General features: G+C 24.6%; 20 protein-coding genes. 12 read left to right on the top strand and 8 right to left on the bottom strand.

The genetic code is table 11. The features are described from left to right. Positions 1 to 62 precede the first annotated feature (62 nt). Positions 63 to 341 carry a hypothetical protein gene (locus ACBT_RS10790; RefSeq protein ID WP_024774460.1) on the top strand — a complete coding sequence of 93 codons (279 nt, stop codon included), beginning with the start codon at positions 63 to 65 and terminating at the stop codon, positions 339 to 341. 61 nt (positions 342 to 402) lie between these two features. Then, positions 403 to 1323 carry a sugar transferase gene (locus ACBT_RS10785; RefSeq protein ID WP_024774459.1) on the top strand — a complete coding sequence of 307 codons (921 nt, stop codon included), beginning with the start codon at positions 403 to 405 and terminating at the stop codon, positions 1321 to 1323. A 4-nt stretch (positions 1324 to 1327) separates the two neighbouring features. Here ACBT_RS10785 and ACBT_RS10780 read toward each other — a convergent pair whose 3' ends face one another. Both ACBT_RS10780 and ACBT_RS10775 read right to left on the bottom strand, forming a co-directional pair. Beyond that, a complete protein-coding gene (locus tag ACBT_RS10780; protein ID WP_024774458.1) occupies positions 1328 to 2425 on the bottom strand; it encodes a tyrosine-type recombinase/integrase in 1098 nt (365 codons plus the stop codon). A gap of 709 nt (positions 2426 to 3134) precedes the next feature. Continuing rightward, positions 3135 to 4493: an IS4 family transposase gene (locus ACBT_RS10775; protein ID WP_024775179.1), complete on the bottom strand. Its 1359-nt coding sequence runs from the start codon at positions 4491 to 4493 to the stop codon at positions 3135 to 3137. A 327-nt stretch (positions 4494 to 4820) separates the two neighbouring features. On the opposite strand from ACBT_RS10775, the gene ACBT_RS10770 reads away from it, so the two are divergent. Both ACBT_RS10770 and ACBT_RS10765 read left to right on the top strand, forming a co-directional pair. Beyond that, the gene (locus ACBT_RS10770; protein WP_024774457.1) at positions 4821 to 6977 is read left to right on the top strand and encodes a hypothetical protein; all 2157 of its coding nucleotides are present in this window, start codon (positions 4821 to 4823) and stop codon (positions 6975 to 6977) included. Then, complete coding sequence (locus ACBT_RS10765) at positions 6950 to 9067, top strand: site-specific integrase (protein WP_024774456.1); 2118 nt, start codon at positions 6950 to 6952, stop codon at positions 9065 to 9067. The genes ACBT_RS10770 and ACBT_RS10765 overlap by 28 nt, the downstream gene beginning before the upstream one ends. Before the next feature lie 325 nt (positions 9068 to 9392). Here the strand turns inward: ACBT_RS10765 and mqnP are convergent, their stop codons facing one another. Then, positions 9393 to 10268, bottom strand: a complete 876-nt coding sequence (gene mqnP, locus ACBT_RS10760; protein WP_024774455.1) for a menaquinone biosynthesis prenyltransferase MqnP — start codon at positions 10266 to 10268, stop codon at positions 9393 to 9395. 86 nt (positions 10269 to 10354) lie between these two features. On the opposite strand from mqnP, the gene ACBT_RS10755 reads away from it, so the two are divergent. The 8 genes from ACBT_RS10755 (at position 10355) to ACBT_RS10720 (ending at position 16533) form a co-directional block, all read left to right on the top strand. Further along, entirely contained in the window at positions 10355 to 10546 is a 192-nt protein-coding gene (locus ACBT_RS10755) for a putative periplasmic lipoprotein (RefSeq protein ID WP_024774454.1), read from the top strand. Continuing rightward, positions 10543 to 11418 carry a tRNA (adenosine(37)-N6)-dimethylallyltransferase MiaA gene (gene miaA / locus ACBT_RS10750; protein WP_024774453.1) on the top strand — a complete coding sequence of 292 codons (876 nt, stop codon included), beginning with the start codon at positions 10543 to 10545 and terminating at the stop codon, positions 11416 to 11418. The genes ACBT_RS10755 and miaA overlap by 4 nt, the downstream gene beginning before the upstream one ends. A gap of 79 nt (positions 11419 to 11497) precedes the next feature. Continuing rightward, positions 11498 to 11701: a 50S ribosomal protein L31 gene (gene rpmE, locus ACBT_RS10745; RefSeq protein ID WP_024774452.1), complete on the top strand. Its 204-nt coding sequence runs from the start codon at positions 11498 to 11500 to the stop codon at positions 11699 to 11701. Between the two features lie 9 nt (positions 11702 to 11710). Continuing rightward, positions 11711 to 12532, top strand: a complete 822-nt coding sequence (rsmI, locus tag ACBT_RS10740; protein WP_024774451.1) for a 16S rRNA (cytidine(1402)-2'-O)-methyltransferase — start codon at positions 11711 to 11713, stop codon at positions 12530 to 12532. After that, entirely contained in the window at positions 12529 to 13218 is a 690-nt protein-coding gene (rlmB, locus tag ACBT_RS10735; protein ID WP_024774450.1) for a 23S rRNA (guanosine(2251)-2'-O)-methyltransferase RlmB, read from the top strand. Before rsmI ends, rlmB begins: the two co-directional genes overlap by 4 nt. A 21-nt stretch (positions 13219 to 13239) precedes the next feature. Continuing rightward, the gene (locus ACBT_RS10730; protein ID WP_169729039.1) at positions 13240 to 14043 is read left to right on the top strand and encodes a hypothetical protein; all 804 of its coding nucleotides are present in this window, start codon (positions 13240 to 13242) and stop codon (positions 14041 to 14043) included. Positions 14044 to 14048: 5 nt separating this feature from the next. Continuing rightward, positions 14049 to 15260 carry an LL-diaminopimelate aminotransferase gene (locus ACBT_RS10725; protein ID WP_024774448.1) on the top strand — a complete coding sequence of 404 codons (1212 nt, stop codon included), beginning with the start codon at positions 14049 to 14051 and terminating at the stop codon, positions 15258 to 15260. A gap of 10 nt (positions 15261 to 15270) precedes the next feature. Continuing rightward, on the top strand, positions 15271 to 16533 hold the full coding sequence (locus ACBT_RS10720) for a homoserine dehydrogenase (protein WP_024774447.1): 1263 nt from the start codon (positions 15271 to 15273) through the stop codon (positions 16531 to 16533). 7 nt (positions 16534 to 16540) lie between these two features. On the opposite strand, the gene ACBT_RS10715 is transcribed toward ACBT_RS10720, so the two are convergent. The 5 genes from ACBT_RS10715 to ACBT_RS10695 form a co-directional block, all read right to left on the bottom strand. Continuing rightward, entirely contained in the window at positions 16541 to 17554 is a 1014-nt protein-coding gene (locus tag ACBT_RS10715; protein ID WP_024774446.1) for a glyceraldehyde 3-phosphate dehydrogenase NAD-binding domain-containing protein, read from the bottom strand. 102 nt (positions 17555 to 17656) lie between these two features. Next, positions 17657 to 18436 carry a DODA-type extradiol aromatic ring-opening family dioxygenase gene (locus tag ACBT_RS10710; protein WP_024774445.1) on the bottom strand — a complete coding sequence of 260 codons (780 nt, stop codon included), beginning with the start codon at positions 18434 to 18436 and terminating at the stop codon, positions 17657 to 17659. Between the two features lie 5 nt (positions 18437 to 18441). Further along, positions 18442 to 18645 (bottom strand): CDGSH iron-sulfur domain-containing protein, encoded by a 204-nt coding sequence (locus ACBT_RS10705; RefSeq protein ID WP_024774444.1) that lies wholly within the window; start codon positions 18643 to 18645, stop codon positions 18442 to 18444. A gap of 27 nt (positions 18646 to 18672) precedes the next feature. Continuing rightward, positions 18673 to 19224: a YceI family protein gene (locus ACBT_RS10700; protein ID WP_024774443.1), complete on the bottom strand. Its 552-nt coding sequence runs from the start codon at positions 19222 to 19224 to the stop codon at positions 18673 to 18675. After that, positions 19221 to 19706, bottom strand: coding sequence for a MarR family winged helix-turn-helix transcriptional regulator (locus ACBT_RS10695; protein WP_024774442.1), 486 nt, complete (start codon positions 19704 to 19706; stop codon positions 19221 to 19223). Before ACBT_RS10695 ends, ACBT_RS10700 begins: the two co-directional genes overlap by 4 nt. Positions 19707 to 19780 lie beyond the last annotated feature (74 nt).

The following is a 19780-nucleotide window of genomic DNA, read 5'->3' as shown; positions in this document are numbered from 1 at the left end:
GGGTTATATACGCGTATAGCAGAGAAGATAACTACAAATGGCATATAGATGAAAAACCATCTATGAGATATAGACAACACACTTCAAATCAAGTTGGAGCAAATGATGGTTTGAAAGCCAAACTAAAAAGACTTAAAAAAGTTTTTTCAAGTTGGTATAGAGATGAAATAATTAAAATAATAAAAGTTCTAAAAATTAAAAATAAATATAATTTTTCAAAATATATTTTAAATAAAAGTTATCTAAATAATATTTTACTATTAAAGTATAGTTTTGAGTTTAGAAGAAACAAAAAAGAAAAAGTATTTTTATTTTTGCTTTTTATTTTAGGTATATTTTAGAATTCAAGATTAATTAGATAAAATCAATATAAGTTGATTTTTTATATATAGGAAAACAGTTATGATAGTTTTGGGTAGGAAATATAAATTTACAAAGTTTGAAAAACTAAGATTAAGAAAAAAGTTTAACAAACGATTGATTATAAAGTATTCAGATAGAGATCCTCTAGAAGTTTTGGAAGAGCTAAAAATATTAGTTGCGAAAACCGATGCTCATTTAATAGTATTAAATACAAAAGCAACAGTTCCCGATGAACTTATTAAATATCTTACAAATTTACAGTTTGAGAAGAATATTAAGCTTATTACAATAGAACAATTTATGGAAAAGTATCTTCATAAATGCTATATTCCAGAAGATCATACTGACTTAAACTATCTTCAAAATATAAGACCTTTCAATTTCTTTGAATATTCAATAAAAAGACTTATAGATTTTGTTGGAATATTTTGTTTATTTATTATATCTTCTCCTATTATGCTCTATGTAATAAAGAAAATAAAACAACAGTCTCCAGGGAATTTAATATTTAGACAAACAAGAGTTGGAGTAAGAGGTAAAATATTTTATTGTAATAAATTTCGTTCTATGCATGAGAATTCTCACCATGATCCATATACACGAGAAAATGATACAAGAATTTTTCCATTTGGAAATACTATGAGAAAAACTAGAATAGATGAACTTCCTCAAATGTTAAATGTATTAAAAGGGGATATGCATTTAATTGGTCCTAGAGCAGAATGGAATATTTTAGTGGAAAATTATGAAAAAGAACTACCATATTATAATGAAAGACATTTAGTTCGACCTGGAATTACAGGTTGGGCACAGGTAAATTATCCTTATGGGGCTTCTATTGAAGATACTAAACAAAAACTTATGTATGATTTATACTATATAAAACATTATAGTCTTTGGCTTGATATAAAAATTGTTTGGAAAACTATTCTAGTTGTTCTTGGTAAAAAAGGGATGTAAGATTTTACAATCCTAATCCAACGACAGCATCTCTTCCACTATCAGGACTCAGTTTTGCATATCGTAAAGTCATTTTTATATCTTTGTGGTTCATTAGTTTTTGAATTGTAAAGATAGGCGTTCCATTTATAGCTAAATGACTTGCAAAAGTGTGTCTTAAAGTATGAATTACAACTTTATTTTTTCTATCATCACTACTGATTCCATTGTTAAAAAGTTCATTTAAAAACTCTCTTAATCTTTTTTCAGGGTTTGTTGTAAAAATTTTATCATTCAAAGATAAATTTTTTGTTTTATTTTCTAAAAGTGCTTTTATTTCATCTGTTAGAAATGCTTTATAAGTTGAATTATTTTTAAAATCTTTTAGAGTTAAAAAATTATGAGTAAAATCAATATCTTTTTTGTGAATATTTAAAATAGTTGAAAATCTAGCACCTGTATTTAAAGCTATTTTGAAAAATAAAAAATCATTTTCATTGTTTCTTGATTCATTATATAAAAGCTCTATTTCTTCTTTTGTAAGAAATCTTTCTCTTGCATTATCTATATCAAAAAGATTTATATATTTTGTGAAATCATTTTTTAGTAAGTCATTTTTTAGAGAATATTTTACAATTGCTTTTAAAATATTTAAAACATTGTTTAAAGTTTTTGGTGCAAGAGATTTATTTAATTTTTTCATTTTCTTATCTTTTAGATAATTTGTAAATTTTACAATATCATTTCTACCTAAAAGTTCTAAATCATAAGATTTCAAAAAAGGTAAAATATGCTTTTCATAATAAACAGAATCAACTCTTTTACTTTCTCCATCTTTTCTTTGTGAAAAATATTCATCTGCTAAAGTTTTAATAGATAAAATTTCTCTTTTCTTCCTTTGAGCAATTATTGGTGGTTCTTCTCCAATTCTCTGTTTTGTTAGAATTTCATTTCTTTTTGCATTGCAATAAGCTTCTCTAATTCCTTCACTATATTTTCCAATTTTTATCCAAATTTTTTTATTTGAATCTAAATCTTTGTATGTAATATAATAAACTTTATCTGCTTTTGAATTTGTATTGATTTCTCTAAAATATACACCAATTTGATTTGTTTTTATCATAATTTTTCTACCCTATTTCTACCCTGAAAATAATTTTATTTGATTTTATAGGTTTATTTTAATTTTGTCAAGAGTTTTAAAAGTTCGATTTTAAGGTATTTTGAGACGTATTTTGAAATTTAAGGTTTATTGAAAAATAATTATTTTGAGGTTCGACTCCTACCAGGCGTATTGCTTTGAAATCTAATCTAAATCAATCTAAAAAATTCTAAAATATCGAACTTAAAAAGACTTATTAATCTAGTATGTTTAAAGCTGATTTAATAAAACAAATATTATCTAGCATAAAACATATGGTTACTTATAAATATATTTTACATTAAAAATTTACTCCAGAGAATGTATAATAAAAAGACTTATTTACAGGTTACTAATATATTAAATCATTTAATGATGATAAAAAATGTAAGATAGAAGATAATATTTTTTAAATGATGGTGGTGAGTTTAGCATTAAAATAAAAAGAAATACCAATAAAAATAGAAAAATGAAAATATTTCTAGAGATGTAAATATAAATTTTAATAGTCAAAGATTCATAAAAGTATTTATTTTTTATGTTATAAATGATGATTATTAATTTAAATTTTTTTGAAAGATTATAAATGGAAGAAAATAAATTCAGTTTTAATACTTTGTATAGTGATTCACAAGAAATTAATAATATAAAGTGTGAAACTAAAAAAGAATATAAAAATTTAATAAATAACTCAACTTTCGCAGATAAAACCTAACTGTTTTTTAGTGTAAACCCTGAGCATTAGGATAATCTGTTCCAAATCTTTATTTCTCTTGACAATTTCTTGGGCTTGAACTAGTTGTTCTAATATTTTTATAAATAGTTCCATCGAAATTGCAAGGGTTTCAAGCTGACACTCTAAATTTCTGAAAAGTTCTCCTAATGTTTGTGGTTCATTATTGATACGATTGATATAGCTTGTAAGGTTATAAGCAAGGAAAGATAGAGTAATCCTAGCAATGAGTGCTTCGTAAATTCTATTTTCTTCTTTACCAAATTGGAAATACTCTCGCAAATCTTTATATCCTTGTTCTATGTTCCATCTTTTTTTATAGGTATTAATAATTTCAATATCTGATAAATTTATATTTGTTGAAACAATTGGAATAAGATTATCTTTTGTTTTTATAAAAACTATTTTAATTCTACCAAGTGTTTTATGTGTAGTTGTAGTTGATACATAGCTGTATTTTATAGAATTGTAGTTACCTAGTTTAGAAGATTTATGACTTTTTACTCGAGTGTACAGTCTTTCAAGCGTATTATATTTTCCTGTAAATTGCCAAATTCTATTTGATTTTGATAATCTTGCAATTACATCAAGACCTTTTTCTTTTATTTCATAAATAAAATTTGGTTTGGCATACCAACTATCAACAAGTAAATAATCTGCATATATTCCAGATTTTAATACTCTATTTACCATTTGAAGAGCTAAATTATTTTTACTATTATTACCTTCAACTCTTCGTTTATAAGCATTACTTTTATGATGAAAATAGTTTTCATTAACATTTACAATTTGATTTTTGTTGTAGTTAATAGAAAAATCTAACATCATATCAGTATGGGAATCACTATAATTTAGTGATACAATATTCAAACCTTTTACAGTTCTATGTTCCTTATTATTCCAAAGATTTCTACAGCTTCCTTCTATAAATTTTCCTCTTTTAATTTCAACTGTGTCATCAATAATTAATACTCTAGTATCAGTAGCCTTTTGAAGTATATGAAGTTTTGAGATTAATTTTACAGAACTTAATAGTAATAGTTTTCTCCAATTATATTTACTGTTTTTCAAAAGTCTATAATATACATCCTTTTTATAGCTATCAGAGCTTTGTTTCATAAATGTAGAGATTCTTTTATTAATGATAAACATATATAAAAAATGTAAAATTATTAAGTATGGTGATTTTCCAATATCTCTTTTTATAAAATTACTCTGTTTTAAAATTGAACTAAAATTTATATCTCTTAAAACAGATAATACTGGATTTTTTAATACGTTGTTCATAGCAGTTTGGATAAAATTATCAAGTCTCATAAAAAAGCCCTTTATATAGTTGATTGTCGTGATGAAATTATATCAAAAAGTGCCTATTTATGGGCTTTATTGTATCTTTTACATATAAGAAATTAATGATTTTTTATGTGCGAAAGTTGAGTAAATAAAATTAAAAATGATTCAAAAGAAAAAGATTTAGAAAAATCTGAGATTAAAAATAAAATCAAAGAAGTAAAATTTTTTTTAAAAATACATTATTTAGATAAAATTGATTTAATTCTAAAAAAATTTGAACTTACAAAAACAAATTTTAAATTTAGTCAAGAACTAATTCTAGAAAAACAAATAGTATATAACTATTTTAATATGCTAAAGTATTATTTTATTCAAAAAAGTAAAAATTCACCAAAGTATGGTGGTACTATAAAATATTATTTTAATATTTGTTTACGTATATTAGAATTTGCGATTTATGTTAATATTAAGAAGATTGAAAATGTTAAAGAAATAGTTTTTAATAAAAAAGAAATAAATATATGTTTTTATTCTCATTTTGTAGAAATTAAAAATGAAATACTGTTGAATAATAGGAATATAATTTTTTATGGTAAAAATAATAATAGTCTTTTAACTCTTGATGAGAAACTTTTGTTTGTCAATAATAAGGATTGGTATAATCCAATATCGAAGCCAACTAATGAATCTGAAGATGATTCAAATAGTGAACCAACTTTTTGGTTTGAAAGATTTTTTAGAGTTAATGATAAGCAAATTAGTGATGTTTTTAATGGTATTGGATCAGCTGGTTCTATTTCAACAAAAGGAGCAAAAGGTAAGAGACCACGTAGATCTGATGATATTCTAGATTTCCTTGATGAAAACATTTATAATAAAAATAGTTTACAAGAGAATAATCAAGATTTAGAGAATATTTTAGAAAGTACTCAAGCAGCTGATGTGATTTCTTCAGCAATTTTACTTGAAAAAGATATAGTTGGCTTTAAAATTAGAAATAAACACGTTAATTCAAATTATAAAAATTTTTTAATAGATAAGAAAATATCAAACAATATGGCTAAAAATGAAATGTTTTTATATTCTAAAGCACCAAATAGAAAGGTTTTAAAAGAATTAATTAAGAAAATATTAGATGATGATAGAGAAGATAAAGAAGAAAGTTATTATAGAAAATTAATAATGGTATCTTTATTTACAGGAATATCAATTGAGAATTTAATCGATAGTTTTTGTAAAAAAATAAATAATATTATATTCGAAAAAGATAATTTATTAAAAATAAAACATGAAAAAAGTATATTTGCTAAGAATGTTACAGTAAATGATGAAATTTTAATTCCCACAATAAAAAATAATAATTCAACAGTAGTTTTGCCAAGTATGCTATCAAATATGGTTTACCATATTAAAAATAGTATTGATAATATTTTTATAGAAACTTTAAATGAAGAAGAATATAAAAAGATGAGAAAAATTGAAATTAACAAATGCGGTAAAATTTTAGGAGCAAGTAAAAGAAATTTAAGTAAATCAATATCTTATGTAACTATAAAATCAATTCATAGATTATTTTTCCACTATTATCATCTTAGTTACGGTTATACAGATACAGGGATATTACCTATGTATAAAGTTTCAAATAATAATAGAGCAAGAGTTTGTTATGTAGCTCAACCAAAAAGATTAATATATTATGAAAAATGGATGATAGATTTTTTAAATAAATTCACTGAAAATAATATTTTATTTCTAGAAAATATACAAAATAATCAGAAAATGATAGGTTCTCCAAAAGTTATTAAAGATAAACCTTTTAAATTATTTTTAAAAAATATTACAAAACTATCACCAAAAAATAATATAGAAAAGTTTAATCTTCAGATGATATTTATAAGGTATTCTTTATCTATTTTATTAGCTACAAGAAATTTTAATACTTCTTGTGAACTGTTAGAATTTTCTGAAAAATTGGGATTATTGACCATTCATGAGAAAGCTAAACATGTAAATAGTTCCAAAAGATTAATTAAAGTTTCACCAAGAGCAGTTAAATACATTAAACTATTTTTTGAATTAAAAAGGGAATTTAGTTACGATGGTTATGCTCCTATATTAATAAAAATATATAAAAGTAAAAAATATAAAGATGAGAATCATGAATTTATTGATTTAAATAAAAAAACAGTTTTAGAATTTTTGGGAAATTATAGTCAAAATAAAAGATATGAAGAATTAGTTAAATTTATTAAAATTGTAGAACTAAATTTTGGAAGGCATGTTTTTGCAACAGAATCTTTAAGTAAAAAGTTAAAAAAAGATTATGAAAATGAATTTATGGGGCATTATTCTAAGGGGAATTTAGGATTTGGTATTTTTAGTAATATGAAATCTGAAAGCTATTTAAATACAGTAGAAAAATTTATGAAAAAAATTGAAAGAATATATTTTAGTAATAAAATAAATCCAAGGAATATAAAATGCAAAGAAAAAAAGATTTTAAAATAAATTTAAAAGATCTTAAATTAAAAATAGAAAAGGAAATTGATAAAAATGACAATAAAATTTTAGTACTAGTTGAAAAAAATATTTTGAATATAATATTCGATAATTTAGATTACAAGAAACATTTTCGAAAAAATCAAATTTATTTTAATATGAGTTTATGGGTAAATATATATGGTAAAAATAAAAAAAAGTTTAAATCTGATGGTGAAATTATTCATAATTTTGTGAAGAAACTTATAGATTGTAAGTTTGTGCATAAAAATTCAAAAAATTATCCAAAGAATCAAAATATATTTTGTATAAATCCATTAAGTCAATCTTTCTTATATTCTAATTTGGATGACTATGATAGAATAGTTGATATAAGAGACTCTCTTATAAAAAAATTAAATGAATTTAGTTTATTTAATCATAAAGAATTAAATTTAGAATTTGAAATTGATTTATTCATATATTTTAAACTTTTTTCTATAGTAAAAATAAATAATACTAGTTTACAACACCTAAAAAGAGAAAATATTATTTATGCAGGTGATAAAGTGATTTTTGTTACAAAAGAAAATACCATAGAAGGTTTTACTCCTATTCACACAATAATCTTTGATGACACTACTTCAAGAATAATTAAACAAGTATTCCCTAAAGAAATAAATATAATTTTTGATGCAAGTAATTTTATTTTTACAAAATCCTACAATTTTTATTATTTAAGAATGAAAAAATTTTGTGAAATGCATAGTATAAATGAAAAAATAACAAACTCAATAATAGAGCTTGAATATCAATTAAATAGTACTCCACTAAATTTGACATTAATGAAATCTACTAAGTTTCCTAGATTAAGTTTATTTGAATTAGAAAAACTTTATCCAAACAGTGTAAATAATAATTTACTTGCAATTGAGAAAGCTAATCAAGAAGTTTATAGAAATTTTAATCAAGCTAATAAAGATATATCTCAAGAAAATTTTGATGATGAAGTTGATGATGAATTGGATTTAAAAACAGAATTAAAATTTAAATTTGATGTTTATGAAAAATTAACTGAAATTGTTAAAGTACCAGATGAAAAGAAATCAATTACTCAATATATTATCAATTGGCGTAAATTTATGTTAATTCAAAAAAATGAAGCTGATAGATTAGAAGCAATTTATAGTTATTTAAATTTTTTATTTTATAAGTATGAAAACAAAGAGATTAATCAAAGAACATTAAAGAATTATTTACAGATAAGTTTTGATTATTGTTTTGATATTCTTGTAAAATCTGTAAGCAAGGAAGAAGCACTAAAAAGTATTTATGAAAAATTAAAAAATAGCAACTTGAATCCACGAGTTCAAAATAAATATTTAAGTAGGATATTATTTTTCTTTGATAAACAACATGAGTTTAAAACTAAAATGATCAATAGTGTTGTAAATTATAATAGGTCTATAGTTTTTAAAGATGAATTACGTGAATTAGTAGAAAAATTATTAAATGAAGATTCAAAATTATACAAGGGTAAAATACTAATATATAGAAGATCTGTTTTTGCAATTATTGCTTATTATTCTGGTTTACGAAAAGGTGAGCTTTATTCAAGAGAAACTAGAGATTTCTTTTATATCGATGGTAGAAATTTTTATATAAATGTTAATAAAAATGGTATTAAAAAAATTAATAGTTATAATCAAAATATTACTATTTCATTAAAAAATAGTAATGCAATAAGAGCTTTTGAATTTAAAATAAGTGATAAAAAACTATTTAAAATAGTTAAAGATTATTATGAGTTATTAGTTGATCGTAAAATAGCATTTTTATTTCCAGATGAAAATAATGGAATAGCATTAAAAGATAAAGTAATGAAAATTGACAAAATAAATAGAATAAACAGTATTTTGCAAGATATAACGAAAAGATACACTGTAATTCATTCATTTAGACATTCTTATGTAACAAATGAGATTAAAAATCTTATTCAAAAAAAAGATAAAAGAAATGAAGATATATATGATTTGATTGCCAGAGTTGGACATGAGGATCCAGAAACTTCTATATCTCATTATGCGCATGTAGATCTTATTAAAATAATGAAAATATAAATTTAATCAGATAAGGTGTACAAATATAAGCGGAATTATTTATACTTTATTATTGTTATAATATTGTGTTTAAATGTTACTACTTTAAATAATCGAAGCTATAGATTATATTCTAAGTTTGAAATTTATTAATACATTAAATATACTTTAATAAATGCATTAATAGAAAATATTCCAATATTTATCAAATTTATAGTGATTTTCATTTTTCTGAGTGTAAAAATTAAGTTCTGATTTTTTAGTATAAAATTTTGTCATAATAGAATTTTTATAAAATATAAATGTTAATTTTACATTCCTTATTATTTAATAATTTGGCATAAATTTAATTAAAAGAATTATCCAAAATAATTAAAATTAAAAAAACAATTCCTAGGTAACCATTTACTGTAAAAAATGCTTTATCAATTTTTCTAAAATCTTTGTTTACTAAATAGTGCTCATATGAAAGCATAATTGCACTTAAAATCACAGCTAAATATGCAAAATATGAACTTTGTGAATAAATAACAAATAAAAGCCAAAAAATAACAGTTAAAAAATGAAAAATTTTAGAAAATAACATCGTTTTTTGTGGACCAAAAATAGATGGAATAGAATGAAGTCCAAGTTTTTTATCTACATCAATATCTTGTAATGAATAGAGTAAATCAAAACCTGCGACCCAGAACATTACACCTATGCTCAATAGAATCACCCAAAAAGGAATAGTTTCACTAACAGCAACAACACCAGCAATTGGAGCAAGTGCCAAAGAAATTCCTAAGATAATATGTGCAAGATAAGAAAATCTTTTAAAATATGAGTATGAACCAATAATTATTAAAATTGGAATTGATAAAATTAAAGCTAAATCATTTACAAAATATGCAACAGCTATAAAACCAAAAGCATTTATAAGCACAAATATAAACATATCCTTTGCACTTATTCTTCCATCAACATTTGGACGATTAGCAGTTCTTGGATTTAAACCATCTATATCCCTATCCATAAAACGATTAAATCCCATAGCAAAGTTTCTAGCAGTTACAGCTGCTAAAGTTCCCAAAATAAGAAGTTTAAAACCAAACCAAGGAGAACCATTTACTTGTGAAGAAGAGACAACCATAGCTATAAAGATAAATGGTAGTGCAAAAACAGAGTGCTGAAATACAACAAGTTCACTAAAATCTTTTATTTTTTTTATTAATTTTTCCATGGATTGGATTTTATCGAATAATCAGTAAATTAATCCTTTTTAGTTATAATCTAGATAAATAATAAAATAATGAAGAAGAGAGATTTATGAAAAATTGTCTATTTTTAATATTTTTTACAATACTTTTTACTGCTTGTAGTACAAAAGTTGAACAAAGTGTTGATAAATCAAATTCACAAGATGTTACAGAACTTATAAGAATATTAATTCAAAAGGAAAAAGATATTAATGCTCTTAAACTAGAACTTGAAGAGTGTAAAGAGAAAAAAGTAAAATGAAAGAAATTGCTATCATAGGTACAACAGCATCTGGTAAAACTGGATTATCTCTTGAATTAGCAGAAAAGACTAACTCTATAATACTTTCATTAGATTCTTTATGTGTCTATAAAGAAATTGATATTGTTAGTGCAAAACCAACAAAAAATGAAAGAGGGGATATTATCCATTTTGGAATAGATGAAGTTTATCCAAATGAGAATTTTGATGTAGTTGAATTTATGAATTTGTATAAAAAAGCAAAAATTTTTGCTCAAAATAATTCAAAAAACTTAATAATTGTTGGTGGAACAGGTTTTTATCTAAAAGCATTAGTTGATGGATTAAGTAGTGGTTTACAGACAAAAATAAAACTAGATATACCTTTAAATGATGCTTATGATTTATTATATAGTTTAGATAAAGAGTATATGAAAAAAATAGAAAGAAATGATAAATATAGGATAGAAAAAGCTTATAGTATTTACAAAGAGAGTGGATTAGTACCTACAGAATTTTTTTCAAAAAATCAAAAATCTCCTTTATCAAAAAATTTAAAAATATTTGAAATAATTTGGCAAAAAGAGGATTTAGTAAAAAGAATTGCTTTAAGAACAAAACAGATGGTAAAAGAAGGCCTTATAGACGAAATAATATATCTTGAAAAGAAATATACAAGAAGTCCAAATTGTATGGCAAGTATTGGAATTGTAGAAACTTTAGAATATCTTGATGGAAAATTAAATAAAGAAGAATTAGAAAATAAGATTATTTTAAATACAACAAAATTGGCAAAAAGACAAAATACTTTTAATAAAGGTCAATTTTACAATGTATCTTCAAATATAATTAATAGCTTAAATTCAGAGATAGTTAAGTATTTTTCGATATAATCGCAACTCAAAAGTCTATTAAAGGACCTGCAAAGACTTGCTCTTTTTTTAGGCGCTTAAATTTTAAAAGGAAAATGGAATGAAAAAAGATATTCATCCAGATTACAAAGTTTGTCAAGTTAGTTGTGCGTGTGGAAATAGTTTTGAGACAAAATCAAATGTTGAAACTTTAAGAGTTGATATTTGTTCATCTTGTCACCCATTCTTTACAGGAGAGCAAAAATTAGTTGATGCTGCTGGAAGAGTTGAGAAATTCAAAGCTAAATATAGTATGGCTAAATAATACAAACTTATGTTGTGCTTAGTTCCAACACCAATAGGAAACCTTGAGGATATTTCAAAAAGGTCTTTAAAGGCTCTATTGGAAGCGGAACTTATTTTTTGTGAAGATACAAGAGTAACAAAAAAACTTCTAAATCTTTTAGCTGAGAAATACGAATTAGATTTTTCACAAAAAGAGTTCAAATCTTTTCATTCTCATAATGAAAAAGAGATTTTAAATAGTTTAACAAGAGATACTTTTACTAAAAATGTTGTTTATTGTAGTGATGCTGGAATGCCATGTGTTAGTGATCCTGGAGCTACATTAGTAGACTGGTGTATTAAAAATGAAGTACCTTATGATGTAATACCAGGTGCAAATGCAGTAATTACAGCTTTTGCAATGAGTGGCTTTACAAGTACTGAGTTTATATTTTTTGGATTTTTAGATCATAAAGGTGCGAGTAGAGCTTCAAAACTTGATGAGGTTTTAAATAGCTCTAGAGTATCTATTCTTTATGAATCTCCTCATAGACTTTTAAAACTTATTGAAGAGTTAAATAAAAAAGAGCCAAGTAGAACAATATTTTTAGTAAAAGAGATAAGTAAACTGCATCAAAAAGTATATAAAAATAGTGCAGAAAATTTATATAAAGAGTTTGTAAATCTTGATATAAAAGGTGAATGGGTTGTGGTGATTGAACCAAAAATAACAGTTGGTTTAAATTTAGAATTAGATGATATTTTACCTCTTGATATTGCTCCTAAAATTAAAGCAAAATTGATTGCAAAACTTACAGGAGCTACTATAAAAGAGGTTTATCAACAATTATTGGATAAAATGGACAAATGATAATATATGGAAAACAAATAGTACTATATGTACTTGAGAAACACTCAGATTTAATTGAAGAGGTTTTTTTATCAAAAGAAATTGATAGTAAACTTTTTTCAAGATTTGCTAAATTAAATAAAAAAATTCACAGAGTTGACAATCAAAAAGCTCAAGCATTAGCTAAAGGTGGAAATCACCAAGGTATGATTTTAAAACTTAGTGAATTTAATTATACACCTTTAAAAGATATAAAAAATATGAATTTTATAGTGGTTTTAGATGGACTTACTGATGTTGGTAACATTGGAGCAATAGCAAGAACAGCTTACTCTTTAGGAGTTGAAGGTTTAATAGCATCAAATATAAAAACAGTAAATAATTCTGGAACTATAAGAACAAGTGCTGGTGCATTACTTGATTTACCATTTTGTTTACATCCAAGAAGTGTTGATTTAGCAAGTGAATTAATAGATGCTGGATTTACATTAATTGGTGCAACAATGGATGGAGTTGATCTTAAAAAGTATGGAAAAATAGAAAAAACTGATAAAGTTGCTCTGTTTTTAGGAAATGAAGGTGAAGGAATTTCTCCAAAAGTTGTAAAAAAACTAGATTTAAAAGTTTCAATAAAAATGGAACAAGAGTTTGATTCTTTAAACGTTTCAGCAGCAGCAGCGATTTTAATTTATAATTTAAAAAGATAAATAAAATAAAAAGAGGATATGATGAAAAAGTTACTATTAAGTGCTATTTTATGTGCAAGTTTAAATGCAAATGTAAATGAAGCAGTTTTAGGAATTTTAGGACTTAGTGAATACAATACACATAAAAATTTAATTAATCATATCTTTAAAAATGAAAAAGATTTTTATACAAATGGTAGATTAGATTATTCAAAAATAAATGATGAATTAGAAAAGAATAATCTTTTAAAAAGTACAACTACATCAATTTCTGGAATGGAAATAACTTTTAATTTTAATGAAAATCCTAAAATAGCTTTCAAAAATATCAATGATATATTAAGAGCAGTTGGAATACAAAACTATACAACAACAAGCCAAACAACGATTGATAATCAACTACAATGGAGTATAAAAGTACAAACTGCAGCCGCCATTAACCCTCTTAAGATATCTAATGAGCTTAAAAATGCAAATTGTAGAGTTATGGATATAAAAAAAGAGGGAAAAAAACTGAGTTTTTATATTGACTCAAGTAAAGCTTCAATATATAAAGCAGAAGATTTAGTTACTCAAAGAGAAGTAATTTTAAAAAGAGCCAATAGACCATATTTTGTCGAACTAGGAAGTATGTATAGAGTAAATATAGAGTCAAATCCAGGAAATAGCTGGTATCCAATGGTTACTTTTTATGATAGTAGTTTTAATGCTATTGAAGTTGTAGAAAAAGAGAGTTTAGAGAAGAGTTTAAAGCTTGTTGTTCCAAGTGGCGCGAGATTTATGAAAATTGATGATTTATATGCCCTAACAAATATTAAGAATGGGCTTACTATTACTAAGGAGTGATAAAAATGTTTCCAGAAATTGAATTTGAAAGAATGAAAAGACTTCCAAACTATGTATTTGCAGAAGTAAATGCAATTAAAATGGAAGCTAGAAGAAAAGGTGAAGATATTATAGATTTTTCTATGGGAAATCCTGATGGTCCGACACCAAAACATATTGTTGATAAATTAAAAGAAGCTTCTATGAAGCCAAAAAATTATGGTTATAGTGCAAGTATTGGTATATATAAATTAAGATTAGCTATTTGTAACTGGTACAAAAGAAAATATAATGTTGATTTTTTAGATCCTGATAAACATGCATGTGCAACAATGGGTTCAAAAGAGGGATATGTTCATCTTGTTCAAGCAATTGTAAATGTTGGAGATGTTGCTGTTGTCCCAGATCCTACATATCCAATTCACTCTTATGCATTCATGTTAAATGGAGCAGCTATTCATAAATTTGAATTAATTTTTGACAATGAATTTAAAGTAGATGAGGAATTATTCTTTAAAAATTTACAAAAAACTATTGATGAGTCTATTCCAAAAGTAAAATATGTTGTTGTGAATTTCCCACATAATCCATCTTGTGCAACTGTAACTCCTGAGTTTTATACAAGATTAGTAGCTATGGCTAAAAAAGAGAGATTCTATATAATTTCTGATATAGCTTATGCAGATATTACTTTTGATGGATACAAAACTCCATCAATTTTTCAAGCAGAAGGTGCTTTAGATGTTGCTGTTGAATGTTTTACTTTAAGTAAATCTTATAACATGGCTGGATGGAGAGTAGGATTTGTTGTAGGAAATGAAAAACTTGTAGGTGCATTAAAAAGAATAAAATCGTGGTTAGATTATGGAATGTTTGCTCCTATTCAAATTGCAGCAACTGTTGCTTTAGATGGTCCTCAAGATTGTGTTGATGAGATAGTTTCTAAATATGAAAAAAGAAGAGATGTTATGTTAAAAACATTTGCTGAAGCTGGGTGGGTTATGGATAAACCAAATGCATCTATGTTTATATGGGCAAAGATTCCAGAAAAAGCTCAACACTTAGGAAGTTTAGAATTCTCCAAACAACTTTTAAGAGAAGCACAAGTTGCTGTAAGTCCAGGTATTGGTTTTGGACACTATGGTGATAAGTATGTAAGAATAGCTTTAATTGAAAATGAAAAAAGAATTAGACAAGCTGCAAAAAATATAAAAAGATATTTAAAAACATTAGGATAGGAATATAGTTATGCTTAAAGTTGGAATTATTGGAGTTGGTACAGTTGGAACTAGTGTTGCAAATATTTTAAGAGATAATAAAAATATTATAACTGCACGAGCTGGGGTTGAAATTGTACCAACAATTGGTGTAGTTTCAAATTTAAATAAAAAAAGAGATGTAGAAATTGAAATAACTGATGATGTTTCAAAAGTTTTAGAAGATGAAAGTATTGATATTGTTGTTGAACTTATGGGTGGAATAGAAAAGCCATATGAAATAGTTAAAAGAGCTCTAGAAAATGGTAAATCAGTTGTTACTGCAAATAAAGCTCTTTTAGCTTATCATAGATATGAGTTACAAGAACTAGCTGGAGATACACCTTTTGAATTTGAAGCAGCAGTTGCTGGAGGAATTCCTATAATTAATGCTTTAAGAGATGGACTTAGTGCAAACAATATAAAATCTATTCAAGGAATAATGAATGGAACTTGTAATTTTATGCTTACAAAAATGATAAATGAAGGTGTAAATTACGACGAAATTTTAAAACAAGCTCAAGAATTAGGTTATGCAGAAGCAGATCCTACTTTTGATGTTGGAGGATTTGACACAGCTCATAAGCTTTTAATTTTAGGTTCAATTGCTTATGGAATCGATATAAAACCTGAAGATATTTTAATTGAAGGTATTCAAAATATTGATAAAACAGACATAGAGTTTGCAAAAGAGTTTGAATATAATATTAAACTTTTAGGAATTGCAAAAAAAGTTGGAAATCAAATAGAATTGAGAGTGCATCCAGTTTTAATTCCTCAAGATAAGATGATTGCAAAAGTTGATGGTGTTATGAATGGAATATCTGTTGTTGGTGATAAAGTTGGTGAAACAATGTATTATGGAGCAGGAGCAGGTGGAGATGCTACAGCTAGTGCTGTAATTGCAAATATTATTGATATTGCAAGAAGAGGTAAGGGTTCTCCAATGTTAGGTTTTGAAAAACAAATTGGAGAGAAACCAACATTAATGCCAAAAGATGAGATAAGAACTAAATATTACTTAAGACTTGAAGTTGCAGATAAAACTGGAACTTTAGCAAAAGTAGCAAAAATATTTGGTGATAATGATATTTCTATTGAAAATATGATGCAAAAATCAAAAAAAGATGAAAAAGCAAATCTTCTTTTAACAACTCATACATGTGTTGAGAAAGATATATTAAAAGCTATTGAAGAGTTAAAGCACTCACAAGTAGTACTAAAAAAACCTGCAATGATAAGAATAGAAGATTAAATATCTTCTATTTACATAATTTAAAAATTTCAATAACCTTAGAAGCATAACCCCATTCATTGTCATACCAAAGTAAAAGTTTTATCATATTATTTTTTACTTCTAAAAATCTATGATCTATTATAGTAGTATAATTTTCTTTTTTAAAATCACTTGAAACTAAGGCTTCAAAATTATTTAAAACTATTGGGAATTTTTGATTATTTTCGAAATTCATAAATAGTTTTGTAATTTCATCTTTTGATGAAATATCTTTAGTAAAAAGTGTCACATTTATAGCTCCAACTGTATCTGTTGGAACTCTTAAAGAATTTGAAGATATTAAATCACTATTAAATTTATTAAGTACATAAGAACAAGCTTTAATTGTAGTAGTTTTACTTGGAATTATATTTTGTGTAGAAGAACGACCAAATTCAAAGTTTAAATCAACATCTCTTGTTGCACTTTGAACAAAACTTCCATCAAGAACTCTTTGATGATTTAATAAAGGATGAATTGTAACAATATCACCACAAACTATATTTTTCTTTTCATCAATTAATTTTAAAGCTGGAAGTAAAGCAGTTGCATTGCAAGAACTTGTAGATATTATTTTGTGCTTAGATAAATCTAATTTATCTTCATTAACTCCTAAAATAATATTTATATCAGCATCTTTTTGTGGATGTGTTAAAATTATTTTTTTAACATTTAATGATTTTAATTTTTCTATATTTACTTTTTGACCGCTTGAATCAATTAAAATATCAATACCATTTAGGTCTAATTCACTAATATCTTTAATGTTTGTAATTTTGATTTTTGATTTTTGATTTTTGATAAAATTATTTTCAAAAACTTTAAATTTATCATCTAATTTCCCATAAGTTGAATCATAGTTTATAGAGTAAACTATATTTTCTATTGATGGATTTATTTCATTTATTGTAACAACTTCAACATTATCGGTATCTAGAAGCTGTTTTAAAACAGCTTTCCCAATTCTACCTGCTCCATTTAGAAGAACTTTTGTACTCATTAATTAACCTATATAAATTTTTCTAGATGTAAGTATAGTTGAATTTTATTTAATATCTTGATTATCAAACATTAATTAGATTTTTATAATTAAAAATAAAAATTAATTAATGTTTTCATCTTCATCAAATATAAAGCTTTCCATTGAAATATTTGAAAATAACATTTCACTATTAAAAGATTTTCCAGATTTATTTAATGCATTTCCAAAAGCTATATATAAAGGTAAAAAATGTTCAGTTGATGGATGGTTTTTATAAAAATTTATATTTTTACTTATGTTTATCAACTCTTCATTATTTCCATTATTTATAATTTCTACTAATTTATCATTAAACTCTTTTGCATAATATTTTACTTTTGAACCATAAGATGCATCACCTAAATTATGAGTTAAACTTCCACTACAAATAATTAATGCTTCATCTTTAAAAGTTTTTAATTTTTCACCTAAATTAATTAATTCTGAAGGCGAGTATGAAATAGGAATACTAAGTTGCAAAACTGGAATTTCTAGTTTTGGAAACATAATTGATAAGACACTCCATACTCCATGGTCAAAGCTAACTCTATTTTCATCAATAGAAATATTTATATTTTCATTTTTTAAATTATTGATTAAATTAGTAGTTAGTTCATCATTGCTTTTAATATCATATTTAAATCTATACAGTGCATCTTCAAAGCCATAAAAATCATACATCAATTCATTTGCTTTTGGATTAATAATTTTTAAATCTCTTGTTAAATAATGAGCAGAAAAAATTATTATATATTTTGGAATTTTTAAATTTCTGCCAATGTTCTCTAAACTTTTTTTTGATTTTAAATTACTTAAAACTAAATTTGGAGCACCATGAGATATAAATAGTGTTGGATTCATTTTAATTATTTTGAGTGTGAACCATCACAAAATGGTATATTTGATGTTTTTTTACAATCACATAAACTATACTCTTTTGTTTCACTTACAGTGAACTCTTTTGGAGTAAATGAAGTACCTTTGTGCGCACCATTACAAAAAACTTCATCACTACTTTTACCACATGTACAGTAGTAATATTTTTTACCTGCTTCTAATTTTATTGCCATAATTTTTCCTTTTTAGAGTTTAGCTAATTACTTAGCTAAATTTCCTTGAATATCTATATTTAATTTTACTTCATCACTTACTGCAACTCCGCCAGTTTCAAGTACTTTATTCCATGTAATTCCAAAGTCACTTCTTTTAATTTTCCCACTTAATGCAAATCCAGTTTTCTCTCCAGATACTCCACCATTTTCAAGTTCTAATTTAACATTTTTTGTTACACCTTTTATTGTTAAATCTCCATATACATTATCTTTTTCAACTTTTGTTGATTTAAATGTAATTTTTGGAAATTTCTCAGCTGCAAAAATTTCTTCTGATTTTAAGTGCTCATCTCTTTTTTCATTTGCTGTATCAATAGAAGCTACAACTAATTCACCTTCAACTTTTACTAATGTATTTTTCTTCTCATCATATTCAAATGTTCCACTAATATCTTTAATTTTTCCAGTAACATTTGTAACCATCATATGTTTAACAGTAAATCCTGCATTTGAGTGAGCTGTATCAACTGTGTATGTTCCAGCAAATAGTGTTGAACTTGCAAATAAACTTAATATTCCTAAACTAACTTTTTTCATTGTTTTTCCTTTTTGTTTTTGTTGTAAATTTTGTTTAATAAATCATATAAAGTATTCATTTCTTCATCATTCAGAACATCCATAAAATCATAAAGATTTTTTGCATGATCAGGAAATACTTTTTCTATTATATTTTTACCATTTTCTGTAATAGATAAAATAGAAGCTCTACTATCCTTTGGATCTTTTATAGATGTTATTAGATTATCTCTTTTTAGGTTTTTTATAACAACAGTTGTGTTACCTGGAGTACTTGAAGTTAATTTTGTAATTGAACCAGTTGTTAAATCACCAAGATGATATAAAACTTCTAATACTTTAAATTGATTAAATGTCAGGTTGTTTTTTGATAAATAGTTTTCAGTTAGATTGTTTACTAAATGAAAAACCCTATCAATTCTAACAACTGTTTTCATTGATTTATCTATTTTGGGACCATAAGATTTTATTTTTGGTGATTTAGATTTATTGTTTGTATTCATTCGTAATCCCTCTTTTTTGTAAATCAATCAATTTAAAATCTTAAGTTTTAAATTGAATTCTTAAGAAGAGTAAT

This window comes from Aliarcobacter cibarius, from assembly GCF_013372265.1.
Lineage (GTDB): Bacteria > Campylobacterota > Campylobacteria > Campylobacterales > Arcobacteraceae > Aliarcobacter > Aliarcobacter cibarius.
This window is presented reverse-complemented; position numbering and strand designations above follow the sequence as displayed.

Coding starts and splice junctions, on each gene's coding strand:
- miaA (WP_024774453.1), top strand. CDS start 10,543: ATGAAAGAAATTGCTATCATAGGTACAACAGCATCTGGTAAAACTGGA.
- ACBT_RS10780 (WP_024774458.1), bottom strand. CDS start 2,425: ATGATAAAAACAAATCAAATTGGTGTATATTTTAGAGAAATCAATACA.
- ACBT_RS10765 (WP_024774456.1), top strand. CDS start 6,950: ATGCAAAGAAAAAAAGATTTTAAAATAAATTTAAAAGATCTTAAATTA.
- ACBT_RS10710 (WP_024774445.1), bottom strand. CDS start 18,436: ATGAATCCAACACTATTTATATCTCATGGTGCTCCAAATTTAGTTTTA.
- ACBT_RS10755 (WP_024774454.1), top strand. CDS start 10,355: ATGAAAAATTGTCTATTTTTAATATTTTTTACAATACTTTTTACTGCT.
- ACBT_RS10705 (WP_024774444.1), bottom strand. CDS start 18,645: ATGGCAATAAAATTAGAAGCAGGTAAAAAATATTACTACTGTACATGT.
- rlmB (WP_024774450.1), top strand. CDS start 12,529: ATGATAATATATGGAAAACAAATAGTACTATATGTACTTGAGAAACAC.
- ACBT_RS10790 (WP_024774460.1), top strand. CDS start 63: ATGAGATATAGACAACACACTTCAAATCAAGTTGGAGCAAATGATGGT.
- rsmI (WP_024774451.1), top strand. CDS start 11,711: ATGTTGTGCTTAGTTCCAACACCAATAGGAAACCTTGAGGATATTTCA.
- ACBT_RS10730 (WP_169729039.1), top strand. CDS start 13,240: ATGAAAAAGTTACTATTAAGTGCTATTTTATGTGCAAGTTTAAATGCA.
- ACBT_RS10720 (WP_024774447.1), top strand. CDS start 15,271: ATGCTTAAAGTTGGAATTATTGGAGTTGGTACAGTTGGAACTAGTGTT.
- ACBT_RS10775 (WP_024775179.1), bottom strand. CDS start 4,493: ATGAGACTTGATAATTTTATCCAAACTGCTATGAACAACGTATTAAAA.
- ACBT_RS10770 (WP_024774457.1), top strand. CDS start 4,821: ATGCTAAAGTATTATTTTATTCAAAAAAGTAAAAATTCACCAAAGTAT.
- ACBT_RS10700 (WP_024774443.1), bottom strand. CDS start 19,224: ATGAAAAAAGTTAGTTTAGGAATATTAAGTTTATTTGCAAGTTCAACA.
- ACBT_RS10785 (WP_024774459.1), top strand. CDS start 403: ATGATAGTTTTGGGTAGGAAATATAAATTTACAAAGTTTGAAAAACTA.
- ACBT_RS10715 (WP_024774446.1), bottom strand. CDS start 17,554: ATGAGTACAAAAGTTCTTCTAAATGGAGCAGGTAGAATTGGGAAAGCT.
- ACBT_RS10695 (WP_024774442.1), bottom strand. CDS start 19,706: ATGAATACAAACAATAAATCTAAATCACCAAAAATAAAATCTTATGGT.
- mqnP (WP_024774455.1), bottom strand. CDS start 10,268: ATGGAAAAATTAATAAAAAAAATAAAAGATTTTAGTGAACTTGTTGTA.
- ACBT_RS10725 (WP_024774448.1), top strand. CDS start 14,049: ATGTTTCCAGAAATTGAATTTGAAAGAATGAAAAGACTTCCAAACTAT.
- rpmE (WP_024774452.1), top strand. CDS start 11,498: ATGAAAAAAGATATTCATCCAGATTACAAAGTTTGTCAAGTTAGTTGT.